Below are 20,198 nucleotides of genomic sequence, written 5' to 3' on the forward strand. Positions count from 1 at the left end.
ACGATTTCGTAGTGGTCCCCGCGGGGGGGTTAGGAATCCCAGCGATTCCCAAGAATCCCAGCGAGGGAATTCCCTGCTACGGTCTGCAGGGCTGCGGCTTCCTTGCTCGCTGCTGACCGCATATGCGCGTCGCTCTCATGGGCAAGCGACCGCGGCAGGCATGGGGTGTCAGAAGCCCTCACAGCTAGCCTCCCGCTCTTCGTCTGTTGCGGCGGTTGGCGCACCGACTGATGCCACCCGGAACGTCGTAGAGCTACCCGGCTTGGCCAGGACGCGCAGCACCATGCCCGCGGCAATCTGGTCTCGTCGCCGTCCCATTGCGCGGCCTAGCTGCACGGCGGTCAGTGACTCCTCACGCCCGTAGCCGAAGGCATCCAGCACCGCGGCTCCGAACTTGCCCTCCCAACGCCAGCCGTCTCCCTCGGCCTTGGCGGCGGCCACAACACTGGCGGCAGTGAATGACGAGCCCCCGAACTTCTCTCGCAGCGCGGTCAGCGCCCCGGCCAGAGCCTCCAGCTCTGGGTTGGCCTGCTCGAAGTCGAGCGCTGCACGCGCCACAAAGTCGTTGAAGCCGAGCCACACAACCGCATCGCGCACGACTGCCGCCCATCGCTGGTAGCTGGCGAAGGGCACCACTCCCTTGGGCCTCTCCGCCGCAGGCACGGCCGCATACGACACCAAGATGCTCGCCAGGAGGCGCAGCAATTTCGGGCGGCGCTCGGCCAACGTACGGTGCAGATCGGGGTACGCATAGCGCCGAGTCATGGTGTTCTCGACTTGGGGGTCGAGCCTGATACGCACGGCCCGCCGCGCAAAGTCAATGTCCGTCGCCGCGTTGTTGGCGGTGATGAGCACCATGCAGCTCACGTCCAGGCTGGCCGTTTCATTCGAGCCCAACTTGCGATCCGAGAACTTTTCGCTCGTCACCAGGGCTGCCAAGGTCGGGCCGCCAATCGTGCTCTTCACGTTGTCGAACAGCACGAACGGATCGGCGGCCAGCAGCAGCGACATCACAACCTTGCGCCGCTCTTCCTCGTCGGTGCTCAGCGGATTGGCCGCGATGGGCTCGCCGTTGTAGATCGTGCCAATGGCCTGCGCGGTCAGCGTCTTGCCCGAGCCCACGGTCGGCGCATCGAAGATGAACGCTGGGCGCGTAGGACAAGCGGCCAGCACCATTGGCGTTAGCAACGCAGCGAGGTAGGCAGCAAAGTCGTCGTCTGTGGAGAAGGCGAAGTCCCTCAGCTCGTCGGCGCGCATAGCCAGTACCTGGCGGCGCAGCTCTTCGCGTGGCAACACCTCCACGCGCTCCAGGCCAGCGGCGTCAGCGATGTAGTAACGGGTGGGGAAGTCATAGCCCTCTTTGGCATTGAGGGTTCCGTCCGCCGCCAGCAAGGGCCAACGGCTGATGCCGCGGAGCGGACGAACGTGCCTCCACGACCCCAACTCACGGAATGCAGCCGCGGCTTCCTTGGGCGCGTCCGTCAGCACGGCAGCAGTCTCCCGGTTCGGGCCCACGCGCACTGTGCGCAGCTTGTACATGGCGAACGTGGTGAGGAAGGCGTACCGCTCTGGCCTGGAACGACCATGGGCATCTAGGCCTTGGGCTTGCTGGCCGAACAGCGTGCGGATCGTCGCCACGCTGGCCTGCACGGCGATCATCGACCGCGCGGCTCGCACCACGCCGTCGCTCCGGGCCTGCTCGGCGGGTACGACGCGCACCAGCGTCGCCCCACGCGAGAAGAGGTAGTGGCCCTGGCCCAGCGAGAGATCCAGCCACTCGACTTGCCGCTCCAGATTGCCGGAGGTCAGGACGAGGTCGTAGCCGTCCCGTAGGCCATCGATGCCTTTGCGGCGCTCGCCGGTCTCTGGGTCAAAGGCGCCGAGCAACTCCGCGACAGCCTGCTCGTGCTGCGGCGATCTAGCGCGTTGCAGCACCGCCTCCGCAGCAGCAGAGATCGCATCGTTCTGCGCATCCAGCTCTGCCTGAAGCTTCTGCAAAGAGGCGGCTTCGAGTTGGTCAAGTGGGTCCACGATCACAGCGCACCCCCGGTCTTGCTCAGCGGATCGATGAACAGCGCGTCGGCGATGGTCTGCATGTCCGTGCCGGTCACGTTCCAGCGGTCGATGGTCAGGGCTTCGTCCTGCCAGCCCGCCAACATCGCTGCTTCTTGCAGTGCGTCCAAGTACCTGCGCACGCGGAGAGGCTTCACCACGCCTGTGTCGATGTGGTTGAAGATGGCCTCTCGACGGTGGCGGGCAGCGACCGTTGCAAGTTCCGCCCAGCGTGCAAGATCGACCGGGCGGCGAGGGGCGCATGGCCTCTGCTGGCGTAGTTCCTTCGCAATGCGAAGGGCGGTGTTGATGAGCGCCTGGGTGCGCTCTGGGTCGCCGCGCAGCGGCCTGTTCCAGTAATGAAAGGGGTCCATGACGGCTCCAGTTGTGGTCGAGAGCCGGCGTGCTTGAGCAGCAGCGGGGAAGTTTGGGGCTGACGGTGTTGGGGTTGCCGCCCCGACTTGGCCCGGCGCTGACTCCTGGCGCCGGGCTTTTTTATGCGTGCTGCGCGGCCGAGGTGTTGCCCCGGAGCGCATCGATGAAGGCATCGAACTCGGCACGCGTGGCGTACCACTTGTTGCCCCGGCGCAGCGCGCGCGGAAACAAGTCAGGGTGGTCGCGGCGAAGCGCGTTGAGGGTCTTGGGCTTTAGGTCGCGCTCGTGAGCCCACTGTGCGTGGGAAACGATGCCGAGCGGGTTCAGCGACGCGGAAGGGTTGGGCGCGTTTGTGGGCATGGTGGGTCAGTACTCAGAAGGGAGAGGCCTAGTTCTGAGTTCTGACCCTGTCGTGCAGTTCAGCCGATAGTCTGCACAGGGCCGCGCTTTCCCCCGTGATCACCACGGTAACCGGAGCGCATTTGGTCTTGGTCGCAGTCGAGCCGACTACGCCGCAATTCGGACATTTTCGCTCAACGGAGGCGAAGCAGGCAACACTCCACGCGTTGCGTATAGGCGCCAAGTCTCAAGCATGGCCGCTTTCTGCGCCACACGCTGCGCCTTGTCGTAGTGCGCGCGGACAAGGGCTGACCGCTCCAGTCCATGGCTAAGCAAGAAGCCGCGTGCCTCGCCGCTGTACCCAAGCTCCGACAAGAAGGTTTCTGCTGTGCGGCGAATGTCCGTTGCGCGCAGCTTGCGCGGACCAAGAACATCGCGCAGCCGGTCGGCTCCCGCAGGCAGCTCCAGTGCACCAGCATCCAGTTCCGCGCGCATGGCTGCGGTGATGGGCAATACGTTCACCTTCTCGCGTGCGCCGCGGCCCTTGGTGTCGATGATGACCAGCGTGTCGCCGTCAACGGTGGCTCTGGCGAGCTGTGCGATGCGCTGCAAGGTGAGGACGGCAAGCCTGCCGAAAGCGCCAACGGGGCCGAGCCGTTGAAGTTCGCCCCAGAGCTGTTGGAGCGCCTCCGGCTCGATGACAACTGCCCGCGGCTGCTCGAACTCCGCGATGCGCGGAATGAGTGTGACCGGGTTGATCTTGATCCCGAAGCGCGGCGAGCCCAGAGGGCGTCGCGGATCGAGGTCATGCCTGGCGCCGAAGTTGTAGGCAGCGCTCAGTGCCGCGCGTCCTCTGTTGACCGACGTTGTCTTGCCAGCCAAGACCTTCTCTCGCAACAGCTCGGCCAGCTCCTCTGACTCAACCAAGTTGGCCTGCTTGGCCGCAAGTGCGTGGCTCTGATCTTTGCCGAGCAGCCACCTCGTCAGGTTGCGCGTTTCCCTCGCGCTCGGCCGCTCGCCAAGTGACGCTGTGTAGGCCTCCATCAGCTCCCACAGAGTGCCGCCCTTCTGCCGGACGTCAGGGCGGCGACCCTCGGCCATGTCCTGGGCGAGCCTACGCGCTTCGGCCAGCGACAGTGCCGGGTAGTGGCCGATGGTGGCTGTTGAGTCACGCCCGTTCGACTGAGTGCGCAGCACCCAAGTCTTGGTCCGCGCCCGGACGATCAGCATCAGCCGCCCACCTCCGGCAAGCTGCGTGTCATCGGTCAGTTTTGCCGGCGCTTTGGCCGCCTCGATTGCTCGCGTTGTGAGCTTCGCCATGTGCTCTCCTGTGCCTCAACTCGACCCTGAATCCGGCCCTGGAAGCAAGCCGGTTGAACAAGGCGAAGTTTCGCTGAAGAGCGGCGAAAGAAGTTGTCTAAGTTGTTGATTGCAAAGGAGAAAATGGCGTCAACGAGGTCGATAGAAGGCGAAGGTGGGCGATGCAGGGCGAACGACCGGCGCGACTCATAATCTGTTGGTGCCGTGTTCGACTCACGGGCGGCCTACCAAATTCCCGACCGTCACCCGCCTTTTCGGCGGGTTTTTTGTGGCCGCGCCACGTTGGTGCGCGGTACACGCGGTTACCTGCCTAGAGTCGCAGTCCCCCGTTTCCCGGCAAGCCCATGACCGCTGCGTCCCCCGAGGCCTTCGTGCACCTGTTCGACTGGCCCTTTGCCCGCTGCGAGGCCGAGCTGCCGGCCTTGGTGGCCGAGGGGTTCACCGGCATCCAGGTGTCGCCGCCCCAGCGCAGCATCGACAACCCCATTTGGTGGGGGCGCTACCAGCCGGTGGACCACACGGTCTTGGACGGTCCGCTGGGCAACGAAGCAGCGCTGCGCCGCCTGATCCAAACGGCGCACCGGCTGGGGCTCAAGGTGCTGGTGGACGTGGTGCTGAACCACATGGCCGGCGGCCCCTACGCCCAGACCCTGCGCTACCCGCGCTTCGGCCCCGAGCACTTCCGGCCGCGCAGCACCATCGACTACAACGACCTGCGGTCCATTCGCGAGGGCTGGTTGGTGGGGATGCCCGACCTGGACACCGCCCATCCGCACGTGCGGGCCGAGGCGCGCCGCTACCTGGACTTGCTGATCGACTGCGGCGCCGACGGCTTTCGCTTCGACGCTGTCAAGCACATGGAACCCGAGTACTTCGACGCCGTGCTGGACGGGCTGCCCTCGCACCTCTTCCTGTACGGCGAGTACATCCAGCAGCCCGGGCATTTCCCGGTGATGTTGGAATTCTTGCGCACCATGCGCCTGATGGACTTCCCGCTGTACCAAAGCCTGGCCCACGCGCTCGGGCCGGACGGCGACTGGGCGGCCCTGGACCGCCTGGACGCGGCCGAGGCGGCCCTGCCCTCGGGCAAGGGCGTGGCCTTCGTGACCAACCACGACTTGGAGCTCGAGCAGTACGGCGGCTTCGCCTTGCCGAGCGATGGCTTGGCGTTGGCGCACGCGCACACCACCTGCCGCCTGGACGCCGTGCCGCTGGTGTGGATGGACCACCGCCACGATCCGGTGCTGCGCGCGGCCCTGCGCGTGCGACGCGTGGCCTCGGCCAGTGCTTGGGAGACCGTGCACGCCAGCCGGCAGTTGCTGGTCTGGCGCTGTCGCCAAAACAAGGCCTTGGTGGTGTTCAACGCCGCCCACTCACCTCGGCACATCGAGTCCGCTTGGCTGGCAGGCCAAGACGGTTGGCGCGATGCCGTGACCGGCGAGGGCCCGCACGCCGTGGCGCCGCGGCAGCCGGGCCTGTTTCTGCGCGGGGATTGACCCGCGTCAGCACGCCGAAAGCCAGGCTGCCTAGACTGGTTCGGTGCTGACCGCCTACATCACCCACCCCAGCTGCGAGCGCCACGAGATGGGCGCCGACCACCCCGAGTGCCCCGAGCGCCTGGGGGCCATCCAGGACCACCTGCTGATCAAGGGCCTGATGGACTGCATGCAGCCCTACACGGCGCCCGCCGCGACGCACGAGCAGCTGCTGCGGGTGCACACCGGCATGTGGGTGGACACGCTGACGGCGCTGTCGCCACCCGACGGCTACGTGCGGGTCGACGCCGACACGGCGATGAACGCGCACACGCTGGAGGCCGCCCGCCATGCCGCCGGCGCCGCCGTGCTGGCGGTGGACTTGGTGATGCGGGGGGAGGTGCCCAATGCCTTCTGCGCGGTGCGTCCGCCCGGCCACCACGCGGCGCGCGGTCAAGGCGCGGGCTTCTGCTTCTTCAACAACGCCAGCGTGGCCGTGGCGCATGCGCTGACGCAGCACGGTCTGCAGCGCGTGGCGCTGGTGGACTTCGACGTGCACCACGGCGACGGCAGCGAAGACATCTGGGCCGGCGACGAGCGCGTGCTGCTGTGCTCCAGCTACCAGCAGGGGCTGTACCCCTTCCGCGACGAGGCGCCGGCGGCGGCCAACGTCGTGCTGGCGCCCTTGCCGGCGCGCAGCGGGGGCAGCGCGATGCGCGAAGCGATCGCCGCCCATTGGCAGCCGGCGCTGGCCGCGTTCCGGCCGGAACTGATCGTCGTCAGCGCCGGCTTCGATGCCCACCGCGAGGACGACATGGGCAACCTCGGTTGGGTAGAGGCCGACTACGCCTGGGTCACCCAGCTCATCGTGGCGCAGGCCCAGGCCTCGGCGCGGGGGCGCATCGTGTCTTTGCTCGAAGGGGGCTACGCGCTGAGTGCGTTGGCGCGCAGCGTGGCCGCTCACCTCAAGCCCCTGGTGGAATAGGCTGCGGCATGGACCAACACCCGCTCACGCCCCTGCTGGCGCCGCGTTCGCTCATCGTGCTCACCCAGCCCGAGGGCCAGCGCAGCCCGCAGGCCCAGCGTCTGCTGGCCGCCTTGAAGGCCCAGCGTTACTTGGGAGAACTGGCCGTGGCCGACGTGCAGCGCAGCGGCACCTTGGCCGAGCTGGCGCGCACCCGGGCCGACCTGGCCCTGCTCGCCCTGCCGCCCGACGAGCTGCCGGGCGGCGTCGAACTGGCCGCCCGCATGGGATGCCGGGCGGCTTTGGCCCTGGGGGGCGGCATCAAGGGCGAGGCGGCGACGCAGTTGCGTGACATCGCCGCGCGCGAAGGCCTGCACCTGCTGGGCCCCAACACCTTGGGCCTGCAGAACCCGGCCCTGGGGTTGAACGCCAGCGTGCTCGGCCCCCTGGCCAAACCCGGCAGCTTGGCCCTGGTCTCGCAATCGGGGGCGCTGACGGCCACCCTGCTCGATTGGGCCGCGGGCAACAACGTGGGCTTCTCTCAGGTGGTGTCGGTGGGGCCGCATTCGCCCGTCGACGTGGCCGAGTTGCTCATGGTGCTGGCGGACGACCCACGCACGCACAGCATCGTGCTGCACGTGGAGGCCGTGGTGCAGGCCCGGGCCTTCATGAGCGCGCTGCGCGTGGCCGCCAGCGTCAAGCCGGTGCTGGTGCTCAAGACCGGCCGGCGCGACCCCCGCCGCGACAGCGCACAAACCCACAGCGCCGTGCTGGCCGAGCGCGACGCGGTGTTCGACGCCGCGCTGCGCCGCGTGGGCGCGGTGCGCGTGGACAGCTTCGTCGAGCTGTTCGCGGCCGCGCGGGTGCTGGGCAGCCCCTTGGCCGTCGGGCGCACCGTCGGTCGGCGCTTGGCCTTGGTCAGCAACGGCGGCGGCCCGGGCGTGCTGGCGGCCGATCAGGCCGAGCGCGTGGGCCTGAGCCTGAGCCGCTGGGTGGACGTGCCCCAGCCGCCCGAGGGCGCGGTGGACTTCGCCACGCCCGTACAGGCGCTGCAGAACGACACCGACGCCGACGCGGTGCTGGTCGTGCACGCGCCCCTGCCCGGGGCCGACCCGGAAGCGAGTGCCCAAGCCCTGGTGGCGCTGCGGCCCCAATTGGCCAAGCCCCTGCTCACCTGCTGGCTGGGCGAGGGCAGCGCCGAGGCCGCCCGGGCCACGCTGGGCGAGGTGGGCATCCCGAGCTTTCGCACGCCCGAGTCGGCGGTGAGCGCTTTCGCGCACCTGGCGGCCTACCACGCCAACCAACGCCTGTTGCAGCAAACCCCGTACCCCATGGGCGCCAGCGCCCCGGCCGACGTGGCCGGCGCCCGCCTCTTGGTCGACAACGTGCTGGCGCAGCGGCGCACGGTCCTGACCGAGATGGAAAGCAAGGCCCTGTTGGCGGCCTTCCACATCCCGGTCACGGCCACCCTGCGCGCCCGCAGCGCGCACGAGGCCATGATGATCGCGACGCAGATCGGGTTCCCGGTGGCGTTGAAGATCGACGCCGAGGGCGTGACCCACAAGAGCGACGTCGATGGGGTGGTGCTGGGCTTGCGCGACGCCGCCGCGGTGCGCGACGCCTACGACGCTTTGCTCGCCCGCGTGCGCCACACCTGCCCCGGCGTGCCCGTGCACGGCGCCACCGTGCAGCCCATGGCCGGCCAGCGCCATGCGCGCGAGCTGCACATCGGGCTCAAGCACGAGCCGCCCTTTGGGCCCGTCATCGTGTTCGGGGCCGGCGGCACCGAGGTCGAGCTCATGGCCGACGTGGCGATGGAGTTGCCACCGCTGAACCGCTTCCTGGCGCAACAGCTGGTGCAGCGGGCGCGCGTGGCGCGGGCGCTGGGCGCTTGGCGCGGCGCCGCGCCCGTGGCCATGGACGCCCTCGAAGCCCTGCTGCTGCGCGTCAGTGAAATGGCCTGCGAGTTGCCCCAGCTGCGCGAGATGGACATCAATCCCGTGCTGGCCGACGAGCGCGGGGTCGTGGCCGTCGACGCGCGCATCGTGCTCGCGCCCGAGGTGCAAGCCCCGGGCAGCCACGGCCACCAGCACCTGGCCATTCGCCCTTACCCGGCGGACGTGGCCCAGTGGTTGAGCCTGCGCGACGGCACCCTGTGCACGCTGCGCGCCATCCGTCCCGACGACGCGCCCCTGCTGCAAGCGCTGGTCGCCAGCCTCAGCCCGGAGAGCCGCTACAACCGCTTCGCCGCCACGCTCACCGAGTTGTCGCCCGCCATGCTGGCGCGCTTCACCCTCATCGACTACGACCGCGAAATGGCCTTGGTCGCGGTGCGCGCTGCCGCCCCCGACGGCAGCGAGCCCGAGCGCATCGTGGGCGTGTCGCGCTACACGCTGAACCCCGGCGGTCGCAGCGCCGAGTTTGCGTTGCTGGTGAGCGATGCCTTCAGCGGCCAAGGCCTGGGCAAGCGCCTGATGGAGAGCTTGATCGCCCTGGCCCGCGAGCAAGGCCTGGCCCGATTGGACGGCCTGGTGCTGTGCAAGAACAGCGCCATGCTCAAGCTGGTGCGCGCCTTGGGCTTCAGCGTGAAGCCCTTCGACGAGGACGAGGACTTCAAGTTCGTCAGCAAGCCCTTGGGGCCATGAGCGAAGCCGATTCGGCGACGGTGCCAGGCGATGCACCGCCTTGGTCGGTGGCCCTCGTGGACGCGGAGCTGACGGCGGTGTCGGTGCACGATGGGGTGCTGTGCATCGACTTGGCGGCACTTCCACGGCCGGGCGCGGCGGGTGCAGCGACCTTGGTGGTGTCCCAGGCTCGGCTTGAGCTGGGTCAGGCGCGCTGGCAGGGCGATCCCTTCGCATGCCTCGGTCGGATCGCCGCGGCCGAGGCGGTCACCAGCGACGGGAAAACTTGGCCCTTGCAGTTGCCCCAGACCCTGGAACAGGCCGTGAATCTGGTGCTCGAGTCGGCCCATGGCGGCCGCCTGTCGATCCAAGCGGCGTCTTGGTCCTTGCGGCCCCGAGGGGCAATGCGCGCGGTCGAAATCTACCCCTGCTGAGTCCTGGGACACTGCGGCGCGTCGCGGCTTTGCTGGATCGCCATGCGCCACTTGCTCATCCTGTTGATCGTCCTTCCCCTGGGCCTGGGCCTGTGGCACCTTGGCAGCCGCCCCACACAACGCCGGGCCGCACGGCTGCTGCTGCGCGTGGGGGCTCTGGCCCTCGTGCTCTTGGCCCTCTTGGTCCTTGCTTACCAAACCCCTGCCCTGAAATTGCTATGACGCTCCGCACCCCCCTTCTGTTGGTCCTGGCCGCTTCCTTGGCCGCGTGCACGCAAATCGACACCGGCAACGTCGGTGTCGAGCGCACTTTGGGCAAGGTCAGCCCCGAGCCGCTGCCGCCGGGCGTGTACTTCACGCTGTTCAAGACGGTGGACGAGTTCAGCGCCAAAGAGGTGAGCTTCCAGCTCAACGACATGACGCCCAAGAGCCGCGACAACCTGACCATGAAGGACGTCGACATCGACATCTACTTCAAGGTCAACCCCGCGGCCGTGCCGGGTCTCTACACGAAGTACCAAGGCGATGTGGTGCGCCACAAGGACGTGGTGTCCAGCGGTGGCACGAAGGACCTGGTGATCGCCTACAGCCGCGTTTCCCGCGAGGCCCGCGAAAGCGTCTACAAGGCCGTGGCGCAGCTCGATGCCACCACCATGCACACCAAGCGCACCGAGCTGTCGGAGATGGTGCGCGCCGGCCTGCAGCAAGAGCTGGATGCGAACGACAAGGGCGCGTTCGTGGTCACGGCGGTGAACGTGCGCAACCTGCTGACCGACCCGGCCATCGAGGCCGCCATCCGCCAGCGCGCCGAAACCGACCAGGCCATCGAGAAGAAGCGCAAAGAGGTGGAGTTGGCCAAGGCCGAGGCCGAGCGCCTGATCGTCGAGGCCGAAGGCCAGGCCAAGGCCAACCAGATCCTCAGTGCGTCGCTCACGCCCGCGCTGAAGGAGATCAAGCTGGCCGAGCTTCAGCGCGACACGGCCCTGGCCATTGCCAGCAAGCAAGGCAACACGGTGCTCTTGGGCGGCGGGGCGCAGCCCTTGGTCAACGTGGGCAAGTGAGGCGCGGCGGCGCTCAGTCGCGCCGCCCCAAGCACTGCAGCAGGGCCTGTTCGCACAGCTTGAACAGCAAGTAGCCCAGGGTCGCGGCCCAAGCGCGCAGCACCAGGCCCCCAAGTTGCCACAGTGCGTCGTCTTGGATGGCGAGCCAGCCGTGCTCGGCGATGAAAGCGAGGTTGGCGCTGAGCAAGCGAACCAGGTCCACGCTCAGTGCCCCCGACACCAGGAAGGCCAGCGTCATGAGGCCCAGCGTCCGCAGTGGGCGTTGCGCCAGCCAGGGCAAGGGGCGAAAGTGCCGCGCCGTGCCCATGGCAGCTCAGGGCAAGGCCGCCAGCCGGCGCCGAACCGAGGTGGCCTGGGGGAAGTCGCTGCCGGAGGCCAAGGCCTTTTGGTACGCCGCCTTGGCCTGCGCCTTCTGGCCCATCGCTTCGTGCAACTCGCCCAGGCGGGCTTGGATTTCCGGCAGGCCCGGTCCCAACTGGGCCGCCTTTTCCAGGGCCGCCAAGGCCGGTCCGGTTTGCCCGCTGCGCCACAGTGCCCAGCCCAAGGTGCTTTGGAACTGCGGCACCTGGGGTGCCAGGGCCACCGCCCGCTGCGCCGAGGCCAGGGCTTGGGCCGGCGGTTCCTGGCGTTCCAGCGCCATCGAGGCGAGGTTGTTGTGCGCCACCGCCAAGCCGTCGTTCAGTTTCAAGGCCTGGGTGTAACTGCTGCGGGCGTCGTCGAGGCGGCCCGAGCGCTGTGCCACCATGCCCCGCTTGACCCAGGCCGTGGGGTTGTCGGCTTGCAACTGGGTCAGCCGCGTCAGGTCGGCCAGCGCGGCCTTGTCGTCGCGCAACTCTGCTAGCACGTCGGCGCGGTCGCTCAGCGCAGGCAGGAACTGGGGGTCCAGCGCCAAGGCTTGGGAGAACTGTTGGGCCGCGGCCTTGAGTTGTTGCTGGCTGGCGAGCACACGACCGGCCATGTGGGGCAGCGCAGGGTCCTTGGGGGCCAGTTTGGCGGCAGCCTGCAACTCCACGAGCGCGGCGTCCTTTTTGTCTTGCGCCAGCAGGGCCATGGCGATGCCAAAGCGCGCCGCAGCGGCGCGGGGTTGCAGTTGGGCGGCCCGTTGGTAGGCGCGCAAGGCGGGTTCGGGCTTCTTGAGGCCGTGCAGGAACAGGTCGCCGAGTTCACGCTGTGCCGTGTAGGCCAATGGGTGGCGTTCGGGCACGGCCCGAAACACCGGTTCGGCCTCGGCGAAGCGGCCCTGCGTCACGAGCCAGCGGGCCAAAGCCAGTTGCACCGCCAGGTCTTGGGGGGCAACCTGTGCGGCCTGCTGCAAATGGCGGCCGGCCTCGGCGGGCTGCCCGCGTTGCTGGGCCAATTCGCCCAGGCCCATCAAGGCCCGGGGGTGCTGGGGCACCCGTTGCAAAAGCCGCCGAAACGCGTCCTCGGCACGGTCCCATTGCTGGGCTTGCAGGTGAGCCACCGCTTCGGCCAGTTCGGGCTCGCGGCCCGCGGGCGTGGCGCTGGCGGGCGGCGCGGCCCCCGGGACGGTCACGGGACCGGCGAGGACATGAGGGGGGGCGACCCAGGTCGCGGCGAGGGCGAGGGACAGCGCGGTGGCGCGCAGGCCAGAGTGAATCGATACGGGCATGCGCAGATTGGATTCCTAAAACTGGGGATGGCACCCTTGGAGTTTCAGAAACCCCCCAATACTCGGGGTGTCGCTCCTTTTGACAAAACAGGCTGTTAATAAATGTTTCGGCCGCCAAGTTGTTGATAGAAGGGCATTTGGTGGCCGCGGTGCGATTCTTGCCATAGCAGGTTCTGTTTCAATCCTCTGACCGAAGGAGCTTTTGTGAAATCCATCGTTTCCCGCACCAAACTCGCCGCGCTGGCCGCGGGCTTGGCCATGGGCCTGGCCGGTACCGCCCAGGCCACCGACCTGACCTTTTTCAAGACCGTGTTCAACACGGACTTCAAGTCCGCCGGTTACGGCGGCATGCGTGACAACGGCACCGGCAGCATCAGCCTGACGGGCGTCACGGGCACCGTCAAAGAGGCCTACCTCTTCTGGCATGGCCCGAGCAACGCTGCAGCGACCAGCGCTGCGACGGCCAATGCCAGCGTCAACTTCAATGGCACCGACATCGTCGGCAGCTTCCTGGGCATTTCCAGCGACAACTGCTGGGGCTATGAGAACAGCTTGGCCTACCGTGCGAATGTCACCAGCCTGGTGACCGGCAGCGGCGACTACTCGCTGGCCAACTTCACCAAGGACAGCAACCGCATCAATGTCAACGGCGTGTCGCTGATCGTCTTCTTTGACGATGGCAACGGCAGCAACAACCGCGACGTGGTCATGTTCAACGGCAACGATTCGAACATCTCGAATCCCTACGACGCCGACGGCTGGAACATCACGCTGAACAACATCAACTACAGCTCGGGCACGGCCAGCGCGCAGTTCCACGTGGCTGACGGCCAAGCCTTCCCGGACGCTGCGGTTATCGCCAATGGCAACACCATCGGCGCGGCCGGCGGCTTGTTCGATGGCAACACGGTGCCCAACGGCCCGGGCAACTTCAGCGGCGGCCTCTGGGACATCCGCGACTTCTCGGTCACGAGCTTGCTGAACCCGGGTCTGAACAACCTGAACATCACGTCCGGCGTGTCGAGCGACTGCTTGGCCTGCGTGATGATCGCCATCGACCTGCCGGCCGGTGCCGCCGACAACCAGCCCGATCCGGTGTCCCTGCCTGGCAGCCTGGCGCTGGCGGGCTTGGGCTTGGTGGGCATGGGCGCTTCGCGCCGTCGCAAAACGGCCTGAGGTCCGAAGACTCCGCTGTCATGGCCCCTCGGGGGCCTTGGCAGTCGGGGCGATGCGCCCCGATGCGAGGCACCCTGCGGGGTGCCTCTTTTTTTGCACTCATGTGCCGCGATGCCTGACGGGCGGCGGGCTAGAGCTGCTTGAAGCGGTGCGCGTACGTGGGGCTGACTTCGAGCGATTCGGGCCGGCTCTTGAGGGCGATGCTGAGCTTGCCGCTCAGGCTGCGGCTGACCGACTTGATCGCTTGCACGTTGACGATGGTGCTGCGGTGCACTTGCCAGAATCGCTCCCCGTCGAGGCGCGCTGCCAGTTCCTTCAGTGGCAGTGAAATCAAGGCCTCGCTGTCGGCCGTGACCACGGCCACGTACTTGTGATCGGCGCGGAAGTACACGACGTCGTCCACCGTGATGAGTTGCAACTCGCGACCGCGTTGCACCGTGATCCAGCGCAGGGGCTCCACGCTGGGGGCGGCCTGCAGCCGCTCCACCAGGCGACCGAGGTCGGCGGGCGGTTGGTCCAGGCGCTCTTTCACACGCGACAGGGTCCGCGCCAGCTTGACGACGTCCAGCGGCTTGACGAGGTAGCCCAAGGCGCCTTCGTCGAAGGCCTGGACCGCGTACTGATCGAAGGCCGTGATGAACACGATGTGCGCGCGGCCCGCTGCCAAGCGGGCCACCTCCAGGCCGGACAGGCCGGGCATTTGCACGTCCAGGAAGCACACGGCGGGGCGCTCCCGCTCCAAGGCTTGCAAGGCGGCGTGGCCATCGTGCACCAAGGCGACGACCTCGGCCTCGGGCCACAAGCGCAGCAGTTCTTCTCGGATCTCCGCGGCCAGCAGAGGCTCGTCTTCGGCAATCAGGATGCGGGTCATGGCGTCGGGGTCTCTTGCGGCCATTGCAGCACGAAGGCGGGCAGGGGCCCGTCGCGGTCCAGCACCAGCGCGGCTCCCGGCCCGTGCACCGCTTGCAGCCGTTCGTTGAGCAAGGCCAGCGGCACCTGGGCGGCGGCATGGAAGGCCGTGTCGGGGTCGGGCCCCAGGGCCTGGAGGCGCAAGGCCAGCTGCCCCGGAGCACTGGGGGTGGGGGTGAGCTGCCACAGCCCCGGCAGAGCCAAGAGCGGGCGCACCAAGGGCAGCAGCACCAGGGGCGCGATGGGATGTTCGCTCCAGGCTTCGAGCGGGGCCAGGTGCAGTCGCTCGGTGTGGTGGCCGTCTTGGCTTTGCAGCCGGGCGTAGGCATCCACGGCCTCCAACTCCCGACCCAAGGTGGAGCGCGCGGCGTCCAGGTGGGGCTGCTGCGCGCGCAGCAGGGCGATCAGCGCGGCCAGGCGGTGTCGGGCGCGCTCGGGTCGGTCGCGCAGCTCGCCGTCGATGCGCTGCAAGCGCTCGAACAGCAGCAGCGGCTCGACCCGGGCTTGCAGGGCCAACAAGCGCGTCGCGGCCAGGGCTTGCTCGTGCGCTTGCTGCGCGCGCTGCGCCTGCTCCAGGCGGCGCTGTGCCCGTTGGCTGAAGCGCCGCTGCGCGTACACGGCCACGCCCAAGGCGTGCCAGCCCAGGGTGGTGGCGGCCAGCACCCAGTCGTTGAGCGAGGTCCACCAGGGCGCCTTGCCCAGCAAGGGCCACAGCGCAGGGGCCACGCCCCACACGCCGAGCACGACCGTGCCCAGCGTCGCCAATCCATAGGCCAGCATGGGCGGCGCGCACCGGGCGTCGACGGCGGCATCGGCCAATTGGACCGCGAGCACCAGCGGCACGCCGAACTGCAAGACGTTGTAGACCAAGGCGTTGAACCAACCGGCGCCGGGGTCGTTGCCGAAAGGCGTGCCGTTCGCGAACAAGGTGCCAGCGCCGATGAACAAGGCCCACCGGGCCTGTGCCCAGCCCCATTGCAAAGGCGTTGCGGTCGGGGTCATCGCGGCAGCCGCAAGGTGGCCACGAGCCCCTGCGGTTGGTTCAGGTGGAGGGTCAAGGAGGCGGCATCCCCGTGCTGGGCTTGGAGGCGTGCGCGCAAGGTGGCCAACCCCGTGCCGTGCCCGCTGCTCGCGCCCATGCCGCGGCCGGTGTCGGCCACGGTGAGCACCAGTTGCTCGCCGTCGAGGGCGGCCGTCACTTGCACGTCGCCCCCGCCGACCAGCGGCGCGATGCCGTGTTTGAGCGCGTTTTCCACCAGGGTCAACAGGCTGTTGGCGGGCACGGCGATGCCGCGCACGCCCGGGGCGACGTCCATGTGCCAGCGAAGCCGGGCTTGCCCCAGGCGTCGCTGGTGCAGGGCGAGGTAGGCGCTGACGAGGGTCAGTTCGCTGCCCAGGGTGGTGCGGTCGCTGCGCAGGCTCGGCAGGGCCTCTTGGAGGTAGCGCAGCAGGTCGGCCAGCATGGCGCGCGCTTCAGCCGGGTCGGTTTGGGCGAGGCGGCGCAGGTGGGCCAGTGTGTTGAACAGGAAGTGGGGCTCGACCTGGGCCTGCAAGAGCTGCAGGCGGGCCTCGGCCAGCTCCCGCTGCCGCGCGCTGGGATCGCCATGCAGGCGGGCGGCGCTGGCCGCCTGCTCGCGGCCCCGCAGCAGGAAGTCCAGCGCCAGCACCAAGCACAGGGCTTGCGTGATCAGCAGTTGGACGAGGTAGAGCGGGGGCCAGGACTGCCAGAGCGCGCCACTGATGGCGCCCTTGAACACCAAGGTGGCCCCGGCCACAGCAACCGTTTGGAGTGCCATCGAGCGCCCCCAGCCTGCCTCCGGGCGGTGCAACCAGCGGCGCGCCACCAGCACGCCGAGCAGGGTCACGAGCAGGGAGGCAACGTTGATGGCCCAGCCTGGCAGTTGATCGGCAAGGCAGTGCCAGGGGGCTGCGTCGCTGCTGGCCAAGCATTGAACGGCACCGGGCACCTGCCCGCTGGTGGCGAGCAGGAGCAACAGCAACGCGGCCGGCGGCGCGTCGGTGCGCCGCAGGGCCGCGGGAAAAAGCATGGGGCCGAGCATCAGGCGCGCACCTTAGCGCGCCTTGGGCAGGGCGCTCACAGGGCCGCGAGCTGGCGGACCGTGGCGGCCTTGGGCGGCGTGTCGTCGGCAAAGCGCACGGTCAGGCTGTAGCGCTCGGCGGCTGCGGTCGGGCATTGCAAGGCCTGCACGGCTTGACGGGTGGCGACCAAGTAGGCGCGGGTGCCGTTCAGCCGCTCCACGCTCAGCTGGCCTTGGGGCGAGACGCGCAACTCCAATTGCACGCTGCCTTGACGGTCCACCTGTTGCTTGGTGCTGGCCAGCAACTCGGGCAGTTGTTCGCCCAGGGCCGGGCATTGGGCCAGGATGTCGTCGCGCAAGGGCGTGCTTTGGGCTTGCGCCACAGCGGTGGCGCTCAGCAGGGTGGCGACGGCGGCGAAAGAGGTGATGCGGCGCATGGTGAACTCCAAACTGCGAGTGAAGGGACGGGATGAAGCCTAGGGATCGCGCCGCCACCGCGCACCTCCGGGCCGACGAGCCCGGCGTTGCGCCGACGAACCCCCCGTGGCGGGCGACGAAACTGGGGGTTGTCGACAACGAGAGGACGCTGGCATGCGCGTGGGGGTTCTGACCGGAGGGGGCGATTGCCCCGGCTTGAATGCGGTGATCCGCGCGGTGACGCTGGCCCTCGTTCAGCACGACCCGCGCGTCGAGGTCCTGGGGGTGGAGCGTGGCTTTTTGGGCCTCGTGGAGGGTCACCTGCGCCCCGTGCTGCCCGAGCAAGTGCGCGACCTGCTCGACGAAGGGGGCACCCTGCTGGGCACCCACAACCGGGCCAACCCCTTCGACTACCAAGGCCGCGATGCCTCGGCCGAGGCCCTGTCCGTGGCCCGGCGGGCCGGTTTGGATTGCCTGGTGGCCATCGGGGGCGACGGCACTTTGACCTTGGCCGCCCGCTTCGCCGAGCTCGGCCTGCCCGTGGTGGGGGTGCCCAAGACCATCGACAACGACATCGCTGGCAACGAGCGCAGCTTCGGCTTCGATTCGGCCGTGGCGGTGGTGGCCGATGCGCTCAACCGACTCAAGACCACGGCGGCCAGCCACCACCGCATCATGGTGGTTGAGACCATGGGTCGCGACGCCGGCTGGATTGCGCTGGAGGGTGGGCTGGCGGGCGGGGCCGACGCGATCGTGATCCCGGAGCAGCCCTTCGCCCTCGAAGCCCTGGCCCGGCGCCTGGAAGCCTGCGTGGCCCGCCAAGGCCATGGCTTGGTTTGCGTGGCCGAAGGCGCGGGCCTGGGCGATGGAGCGCAACTGTGGCAACAGCTGCCCGACGGTGTGAGTCGGCTGGGCGGCATCGGCAACGCCTTGGTGCACGCGCTGGCGGGGCGATGGCCCGACGTGGAAGTGCGTGCCACCGTGCTGGGCCACCTGCAGCGGGGTGGCGCCCCCACCGCCTTCGACCGCGTGTTGGCGACCCGGTTTGGCGTGGCCGCAGCCCAGGCGGTGGTGGACGGGCAATTTGGCATCACGGTGGCCTTGCAAGGCGACCGTTGTGTGCACGTGCCCCTGAGCGCCGTGGCGGGGCAAAACCGCCGGGTGCCTGCCGGGCACGAATTGCTGCGCTGCGCCCAGGCCTTGGGGGCCTTGCCCGAGTAGAGTCCGCCGATGTTTGCTTACCGTCACGCCTTCCACGCCGGCAACCACGCCGACGTACTCAAGCACCTGGTCCTCGTTCAACTGCTCCAGCACCTGGGGCAGAAGGACAAGGGCTTTCGCGTCATCGACACGCACGCCGGGGCCGGGGCCTACTCCTTGCGCACCGAAGCGGCCAACAAAAAGCTCGAGTGGTTGGACGGCATCGGCCGCCTGTGGGAAAGGACCGACCTGCCACCGGGTGTGGCGGCTTACCTGGACCAGGTCGAGGTCTTCAACGGCCCCGGGGTGCTAAAGAACGTGCCGGGCTCGCCGTCGCTGATCCGGCAAATGCTGCGACCGCAGGACGAGTTGCACGCGTTCGAGATGCACCCCACCGACCTGCGAGCGCTTGAAAAGCTCATGGCCGGTACCAAAGGGGTGAAGGTGCACCTGAGCGACGGCTTTGCTGGACTCAACGCGCTGCTGCCGCCGCCCACGCGCCGCGGTCTGGTGCTGATCGACCCGCCCTACGAGATGAAAACCGACTACGGTCGGGTTCTGAGCACCGTGCGCGAGGCGCTGGCCAAGTTCCCCGACGCGGTCATTGCGGTCTGGATTCCCCAGGTTCAGCTCTTGGACGCCCAACAACTGCCGCAGCGATTGCGCAACGCGGTCAAGGGCGTGGCCAAGAAGGGCTGGCTGGACGCTTCCTTGAGCGTGGTCGCCCCGCAAGACGGCGGCTTTGGCCTGTTGGGCAGCCACATGTTCGTGGCCAACCCGCCGCACACCTTGCACACCTTGTTGGCCACCGAATTGGCCTGGTTGGCCGAGGTGCTCGGGCAACACCCGGGCGCCAAGGGCCAGTTGTCAGCGGGGAGTTGAGCCCTCGGGCTCGTTCGCGCCGCGGGTGGCCGAAGGCGGCACCGGCGGCAGCGCCCGGCTGACGCGCGCACTGCGCCCTTGGCTGATGATCATCACGGCGTCCCCGGGGCGGAAGTCTTCCTGGCCTTGGGCTTGCACCACGGCCACCCGCTCGCCGTTGCGCAACTGGATGATCATTTCCAGGGCGTCGGCGCGGCCGGCATCGCGCTCGACCGCGTGCCCGATCACGCCTCCGAGCACGGCGCCCAAGAAGGCAAACACCGGCGCCTCGCGCTGACCGCCCACGTGGCTGCCCGCCACCGCGCCGCCCACCATGCCCAGGGCGCCGCCCACCCCGCTGTCGCGGCCTTCCAGCCGCACGCTGCGCACGCTGACCACGGTGCCCTCTTGCACCTGCGCCAGGCGTTGGCTGTCGGCGCGGTGGCGGACGTTCGGGTCGTGCGTCGCGCAGCCGACCAGGCCGGCGGCCACCACGGTGGCGAGGAGAAGCTTGTGCATGGCGAACCTTTCAGGCGATCAGCCCGGGCAACGCGGCACCTCGCGCCCGGGTTGACCCGATCAGGTTCGCAGGCGGCTGTTGCGCGGCACGCTGGCCAGCAGGAATTCCATTTGGTCGGCCAGGATGCGGCGGCCGCGCAAGATCATGTCCTCGTGCAAGCTGGGCACGTAGGGCAGGTAGGCCAAGTCCATGCCCATTTCGTGGCACAGGCGGTTGCCCTTGTGGGCGTTGCAACTGCGGCAGGCGGTGATGCAGTTCATCCAGCTGTCGGCCCCGCCCCGGGACGTGGGCACGATGTGCTCGCGCGTCAGGTCGTCCTCGCCGAAGGCCTTGGCGCAGTAGGCGCACACGTGCCGGTCGCGGGCGAAAAGCTTGGGGTTGGTCAGCGCCGGTGCCTGCCGCCAGGCGCGCGTGGGGATGGCGCCGCGGGCGGCCACGATGGGGTGCACCTCGATGACGGACTGCCGCCCCGTGACGCGCTGGATGCCGCCCCGGAGGACGGCGCACGGCTCACCGAGGGTCCACGCGATGGCGTCGCAGGCCACCATCACCGCCGCTTCTTTGGCGCTGATCCAAGCCTGAGGCCGGCCGGAAATGTCGAGCTGCAGCACGTCCAAGGGGGAGCCCTCCTTGAGGTCCGAGCTTAAACCTTCCCCGGTGACGTCCTCGTGAAGCGTGGGGGATTGCACGGAAAAGCAGCGCTTCGGGGGCTTACCCGTAGTGGGTTTAGAAGCGCTTCCCTACGCATCGCAGGGATTTGGGCTTGCCGTGGCGGTCGAATGCGGCGAAAAATAGAACGACC

At 68.6% G+C, this 20,198-nt stretch carries 21 protein-coding genes; 9 read left to right on the forward strand and 12 right to left on the reverse strand.

What is annotated here, in order from left to right:
- Nucleotides 1–168: 168 nt before the first annotated feature.
- The 4 genes from EOD73_RS09455 to EOD73_RS09470 all read right to left on the reverse strand — a co-directional run bounded on the left by EOD73_RS09455 (nt 169) and on the right by EOD73_RS09470 (nt 4,086).
- Nucleotides 169–2,031 (reverse strand): hypothetical protein, encoded by a 1,863-nt coding sequence (locus EOD73_RS09455; RefSeq protein WP_127682744.1) that lies wholly within the window; start codon nt 2,029–2,031, stop codon nt 169–171.
- A gap of 2 nt (nt 2,032–2,033) precedes the next feature.
- Entirely contained in the window at nt 2,034–2,426 is a 393-nt protein-coding gene (locus EOD73_RS09460) for a hypothetical protein (protein WP_127682745.1), read from the reverse strand.
- A gap of 121 nt (nt 2,427–2,547) precedes the next feature.
- Nucleotides 2,548–2,787, reverse strand: a complete 240-nt coding sequence (locus tag EOD73_RS09465; RefSeq protein WP_127682746.1) for a hypothetical protein — start codon at nt 2,785–2,787, stop codon at nt 2,548–2,550.
- 147 nt (nt 2,788–2,934) lie between these two features.
- Nucleotides 2,935–4,086 carry an integrase family protein gene (locus tag EOD73_RS09470; protein WP_127682747.1) on the reverse strand — a complete coding sequence of 384 codons (1,152 nt, stop codon included), beginning with the start codon at nt 4,084–4,086 and terminating at the stop codon, nt 2,935–2,937.
- Nucleotides 4,087–4,430: 344 nt separating this feature from the next.
- Here EOD73_RS09470 and EOD73_RS09475 point away from each other — a divergent pair, with 344 nt between their 5' ends.
- From EOD73_RS09475 to EOD73_RS09490, 6 genes are read left to right on the forward strand one after another with little or no spacing between them, the layout of a single operon-like run.
- Nucleotides 4,431–5,582 (forward strand): alpha-amylase family glycosyl hydrolase, encoded by a 1,152-nt coding sequence (locus tag EOD73_RS09475; RefSeq protein ID WP_127682748.1) that lies wholly within the window; start codon nt 4,431–4,433, stop codon nt 5,580–5,582.
- Nucleotides 5,583–5,625: 43 nt separating this feature from the next.
- Nucleotides 5,626–6,546: a histone deacetylase family protein gene (locus EOD73_RS09480; protein ID WP_127682749.1), complete on the forward strand. Its 921-nt coding sequence runs from the start codon at nt 5,626–5,628 to the stop codon at nt 6,544–6,546.
- A gap of 8 nt (nt 6,547–6,554) precedes the next feature.
- Nucleotides 6,555–9,170 carry a bifunctional acetate--CoA ligase family protein/GNAT family N-acetyltransferase gene (locus EOD73_RS09485; protein ID WP_127682750.1) on the forward strand — a complete coding sequence of 872 codons (2,616 nt, stop codon included), beginning with the start codon at nt 6,555–6,557 and terminating at the stop codon, nt 9,168–9,170.
- On the forward strand, nt 9,167–9,583 hold the full coding sequence (locus tag EOD73_RS17550) for a hypothetical protein (RefSeq protein ID WP_164846014.1): 417 nt from the start codon (nt 9,167–9,169) through the stop codon (nt 9,581–9,583). The genes EOD73_RS09485 and EOD73_RS17550 overlap by 4 nt, the downstream gene beginning before the upstream one ends.
- 42 nt (nt 9,584–9,625) lie before the next feature.
- Nucleotides 9,626–9,805, forward strand: a complete 180-nt coding sequence (locus EOD73_RS17555) for a hypothetical protein (protein ID WP_164846015.1) — start codon at nt 9,626–9,628, stop codon at nt 9,803–9,805.
- Nucleotides 9,802–10,644: an SPFH domain-containing protein gene (locus tag EOD73_RS09490; protein ID WP_164846016.1), complete on the forward strand. Its 843-nt coding sequence runs from the start codon at nt 9,802–9,804 to the stop codon at nt 10,642–10,644. Before EOD73_RS17555 ends, EOD73_RS09490 begins: the two co-directional genes overlap by 4 nt.
- A gap of 13 nt (nt 10,645–10,657) precedes the next feature.
- On the opposite strand, the gene EOD73_RS09495 is transcribed toward EOD73_RS09490, so the two are convergent.
- Nucleotides 10,658–10,882, reverse strand: coding sequence for a hypothetical protein (locus tag EOD73_RS09495; protein WP_127682752.1), 225 nt, complete (start codon nt 10,880–10,882; stop codon nt 10,658–10,660).
- 75 nt (nt 10,883–10,957) lie between these two features.
- Nucleotides 10,958–12,274, reverse strand: a complete 1,317-nt coding sequence (locus tag EOD73_RS09500; RefSeq protein WP_127682753.1) for a tetratricopeptide repeat protein — start codon at nt 12,272–12,274, stop codon at nt 10,958–10,960.
- Between the two features lie 204 nt (nt 12,275–12,478).
- On the opposite strand from EOD73_RS09500, the gene EOD73_RS09505 reads away from it, so the two are divergent.
- Complete coding sequence (locus EOD73_RS09505; RefSeq protein ID WP_127682754.1) at nt 12,479–13,450, forward strand: PEP-CTERM sorting domain-containing protein; 972 nt, start codon at nt 12,479–12,481, stop codon at nt 13,448–13,450.
- A 130-nt stretch (nt 13,451–13,580) separates the two neighbouring features.
- On the opposite strand, the gene EOD73_RS09510 is transcribed toward EOD73_RS09505, so the two are convergent.
- The 4 genes from EOD73_RS09510 to EOD73_RS09525 are packed head-to-tail and all read right to left on the reverse strand — an operon-like array spanning nt 13,581 to nt 16,835.
- The gene (locus EOD73_RS09510) at nt 13,581–14,321 is read right to left on the reverse strand and encodes a LytR/AlgR family response regulator transcription factor (RefSeq protein ID WP_127682755.1); all 741 of its coding nucleotides are present in this window, start codon (nt 14,319–14,321) and stop codon (nt 13,581–13,583) included.
- The gene (locus tag EOD73_RS09515; RefSeq protein WP_127682756.1) at nt 14,318–15,361 is read right to left on the reverse strand and encodes a histidine kinase; all 1,044 of its coding nucleotides are present in this window, start codon (nt 15,359–15,361) and stop codon (nt 14,318–14,320) included. The genes EOD73_RS09510 and EOD73_RS09515 overlap by 4 nt, the downstream gene beginning before the upstream one ends.
- Nucleotides 15,358–16,407 carry a sensor histidine kinase gene (locus EOD73_RS09520; protein ID WP_127682757.1) on the reverse strand — a complete coding sequence of 350 codons (1,050 nt, stop codon included), beginning with the start codon at nt 16,405–16,407 and terminating at the stop codon, nt 15,358–15,360. The genes EOD73_RS09515 and EOD73_RS09520 overlap by 4 nt, the downstream gene beginning before the upstream one ends.
- A 47-nt stretch (nt 16,408–16,454) precedes the next feature.
- The gene (locus EOD73_RS09525; RefSeq protein WP_127682758.1) at nt 16,455–16,835 is read right to left on the reverse strand and encodes a hypothetical protein; all 381 of its coding nucleotides are present in this window, start codon (nt 16,833–16,835) and stop codon (nt 16,455–16,457) included.
- Nucleotides 16,836–16,989: 154 nt separating this feature from the next.
- On the opposite strand from EOD73_RS09525, the gene EOD73_RS09530 reads away from it, so the two are divergent.
- Nucleotides 16,990–18,036: a 6-phosphofructokinase gene (locus tag EOD73_RS09530; protein WP_127682759.1), complete on the forward strand. Its 1,047-nt coding sequence runs from the start codon at nt 16,990–16,992 to the stop codon at nt 18,034–18,036.
- Between the two features lie 9 nt (nt 18,037–18,045).
- Nucleotides 18,046–18,897, forward strand: a complete 852-nt coding sequence (locus EOD73_RS09535) for a 23S rRNA (adenine(2030)-N(6))-methyltransferase RlmJ (protein ID WP_127682760.1) — start codon at nt 18,046–18,048, stop codon at nt 18,895–18,897.
- Here EOD73_RS09535 and EOD73_RS09540 read toward each other — a convergent pair.
- Both EOD73_RS09540 and EOD73_RS09545 read right to left on the reverse strand, forming a co-directional pair.
- A complete protein-coding gene (locus EOD73_RS09540; RefSeq protein WP_205702443.1) occupies nt 18,883–19,395 on the reverse strand; it encodes an outer membrane lipoprotein in 513 nt (170 codons plus the stop codon). The two genes, EOD73_RS09535 and EOD73_RS09540, sit on opposite strands and share 15 nt — an antisense overlap.
- A gap of 60 nt (nt 19,396–19,455) precedes the next feature.
- The gene (locus tag EOD73_RS09545; protein WP_127682761.1) at nt 19,456–20,013 is read right to left on the reverse strand and encodes an HNH endonuclease; all 558 of its coding nucleotides are present in this window, start codon (nt 20,011–20,013) and stop codon (nt 19,456–19,458) included.
- Nucleotides 20,014–20,198 lie beyond the last annotated feature (185 nt).

The sequence above is a fragment of the Inhella crocodyli genome (assembly GCF_004004565.1).
GTDB classification, from domain to species: Bacteria; Pseudomonadota; Gammaproteobacteria; order Burkholderiales; family Burkholderiaceae_C; genus Inhella; species Inhella crocodyli.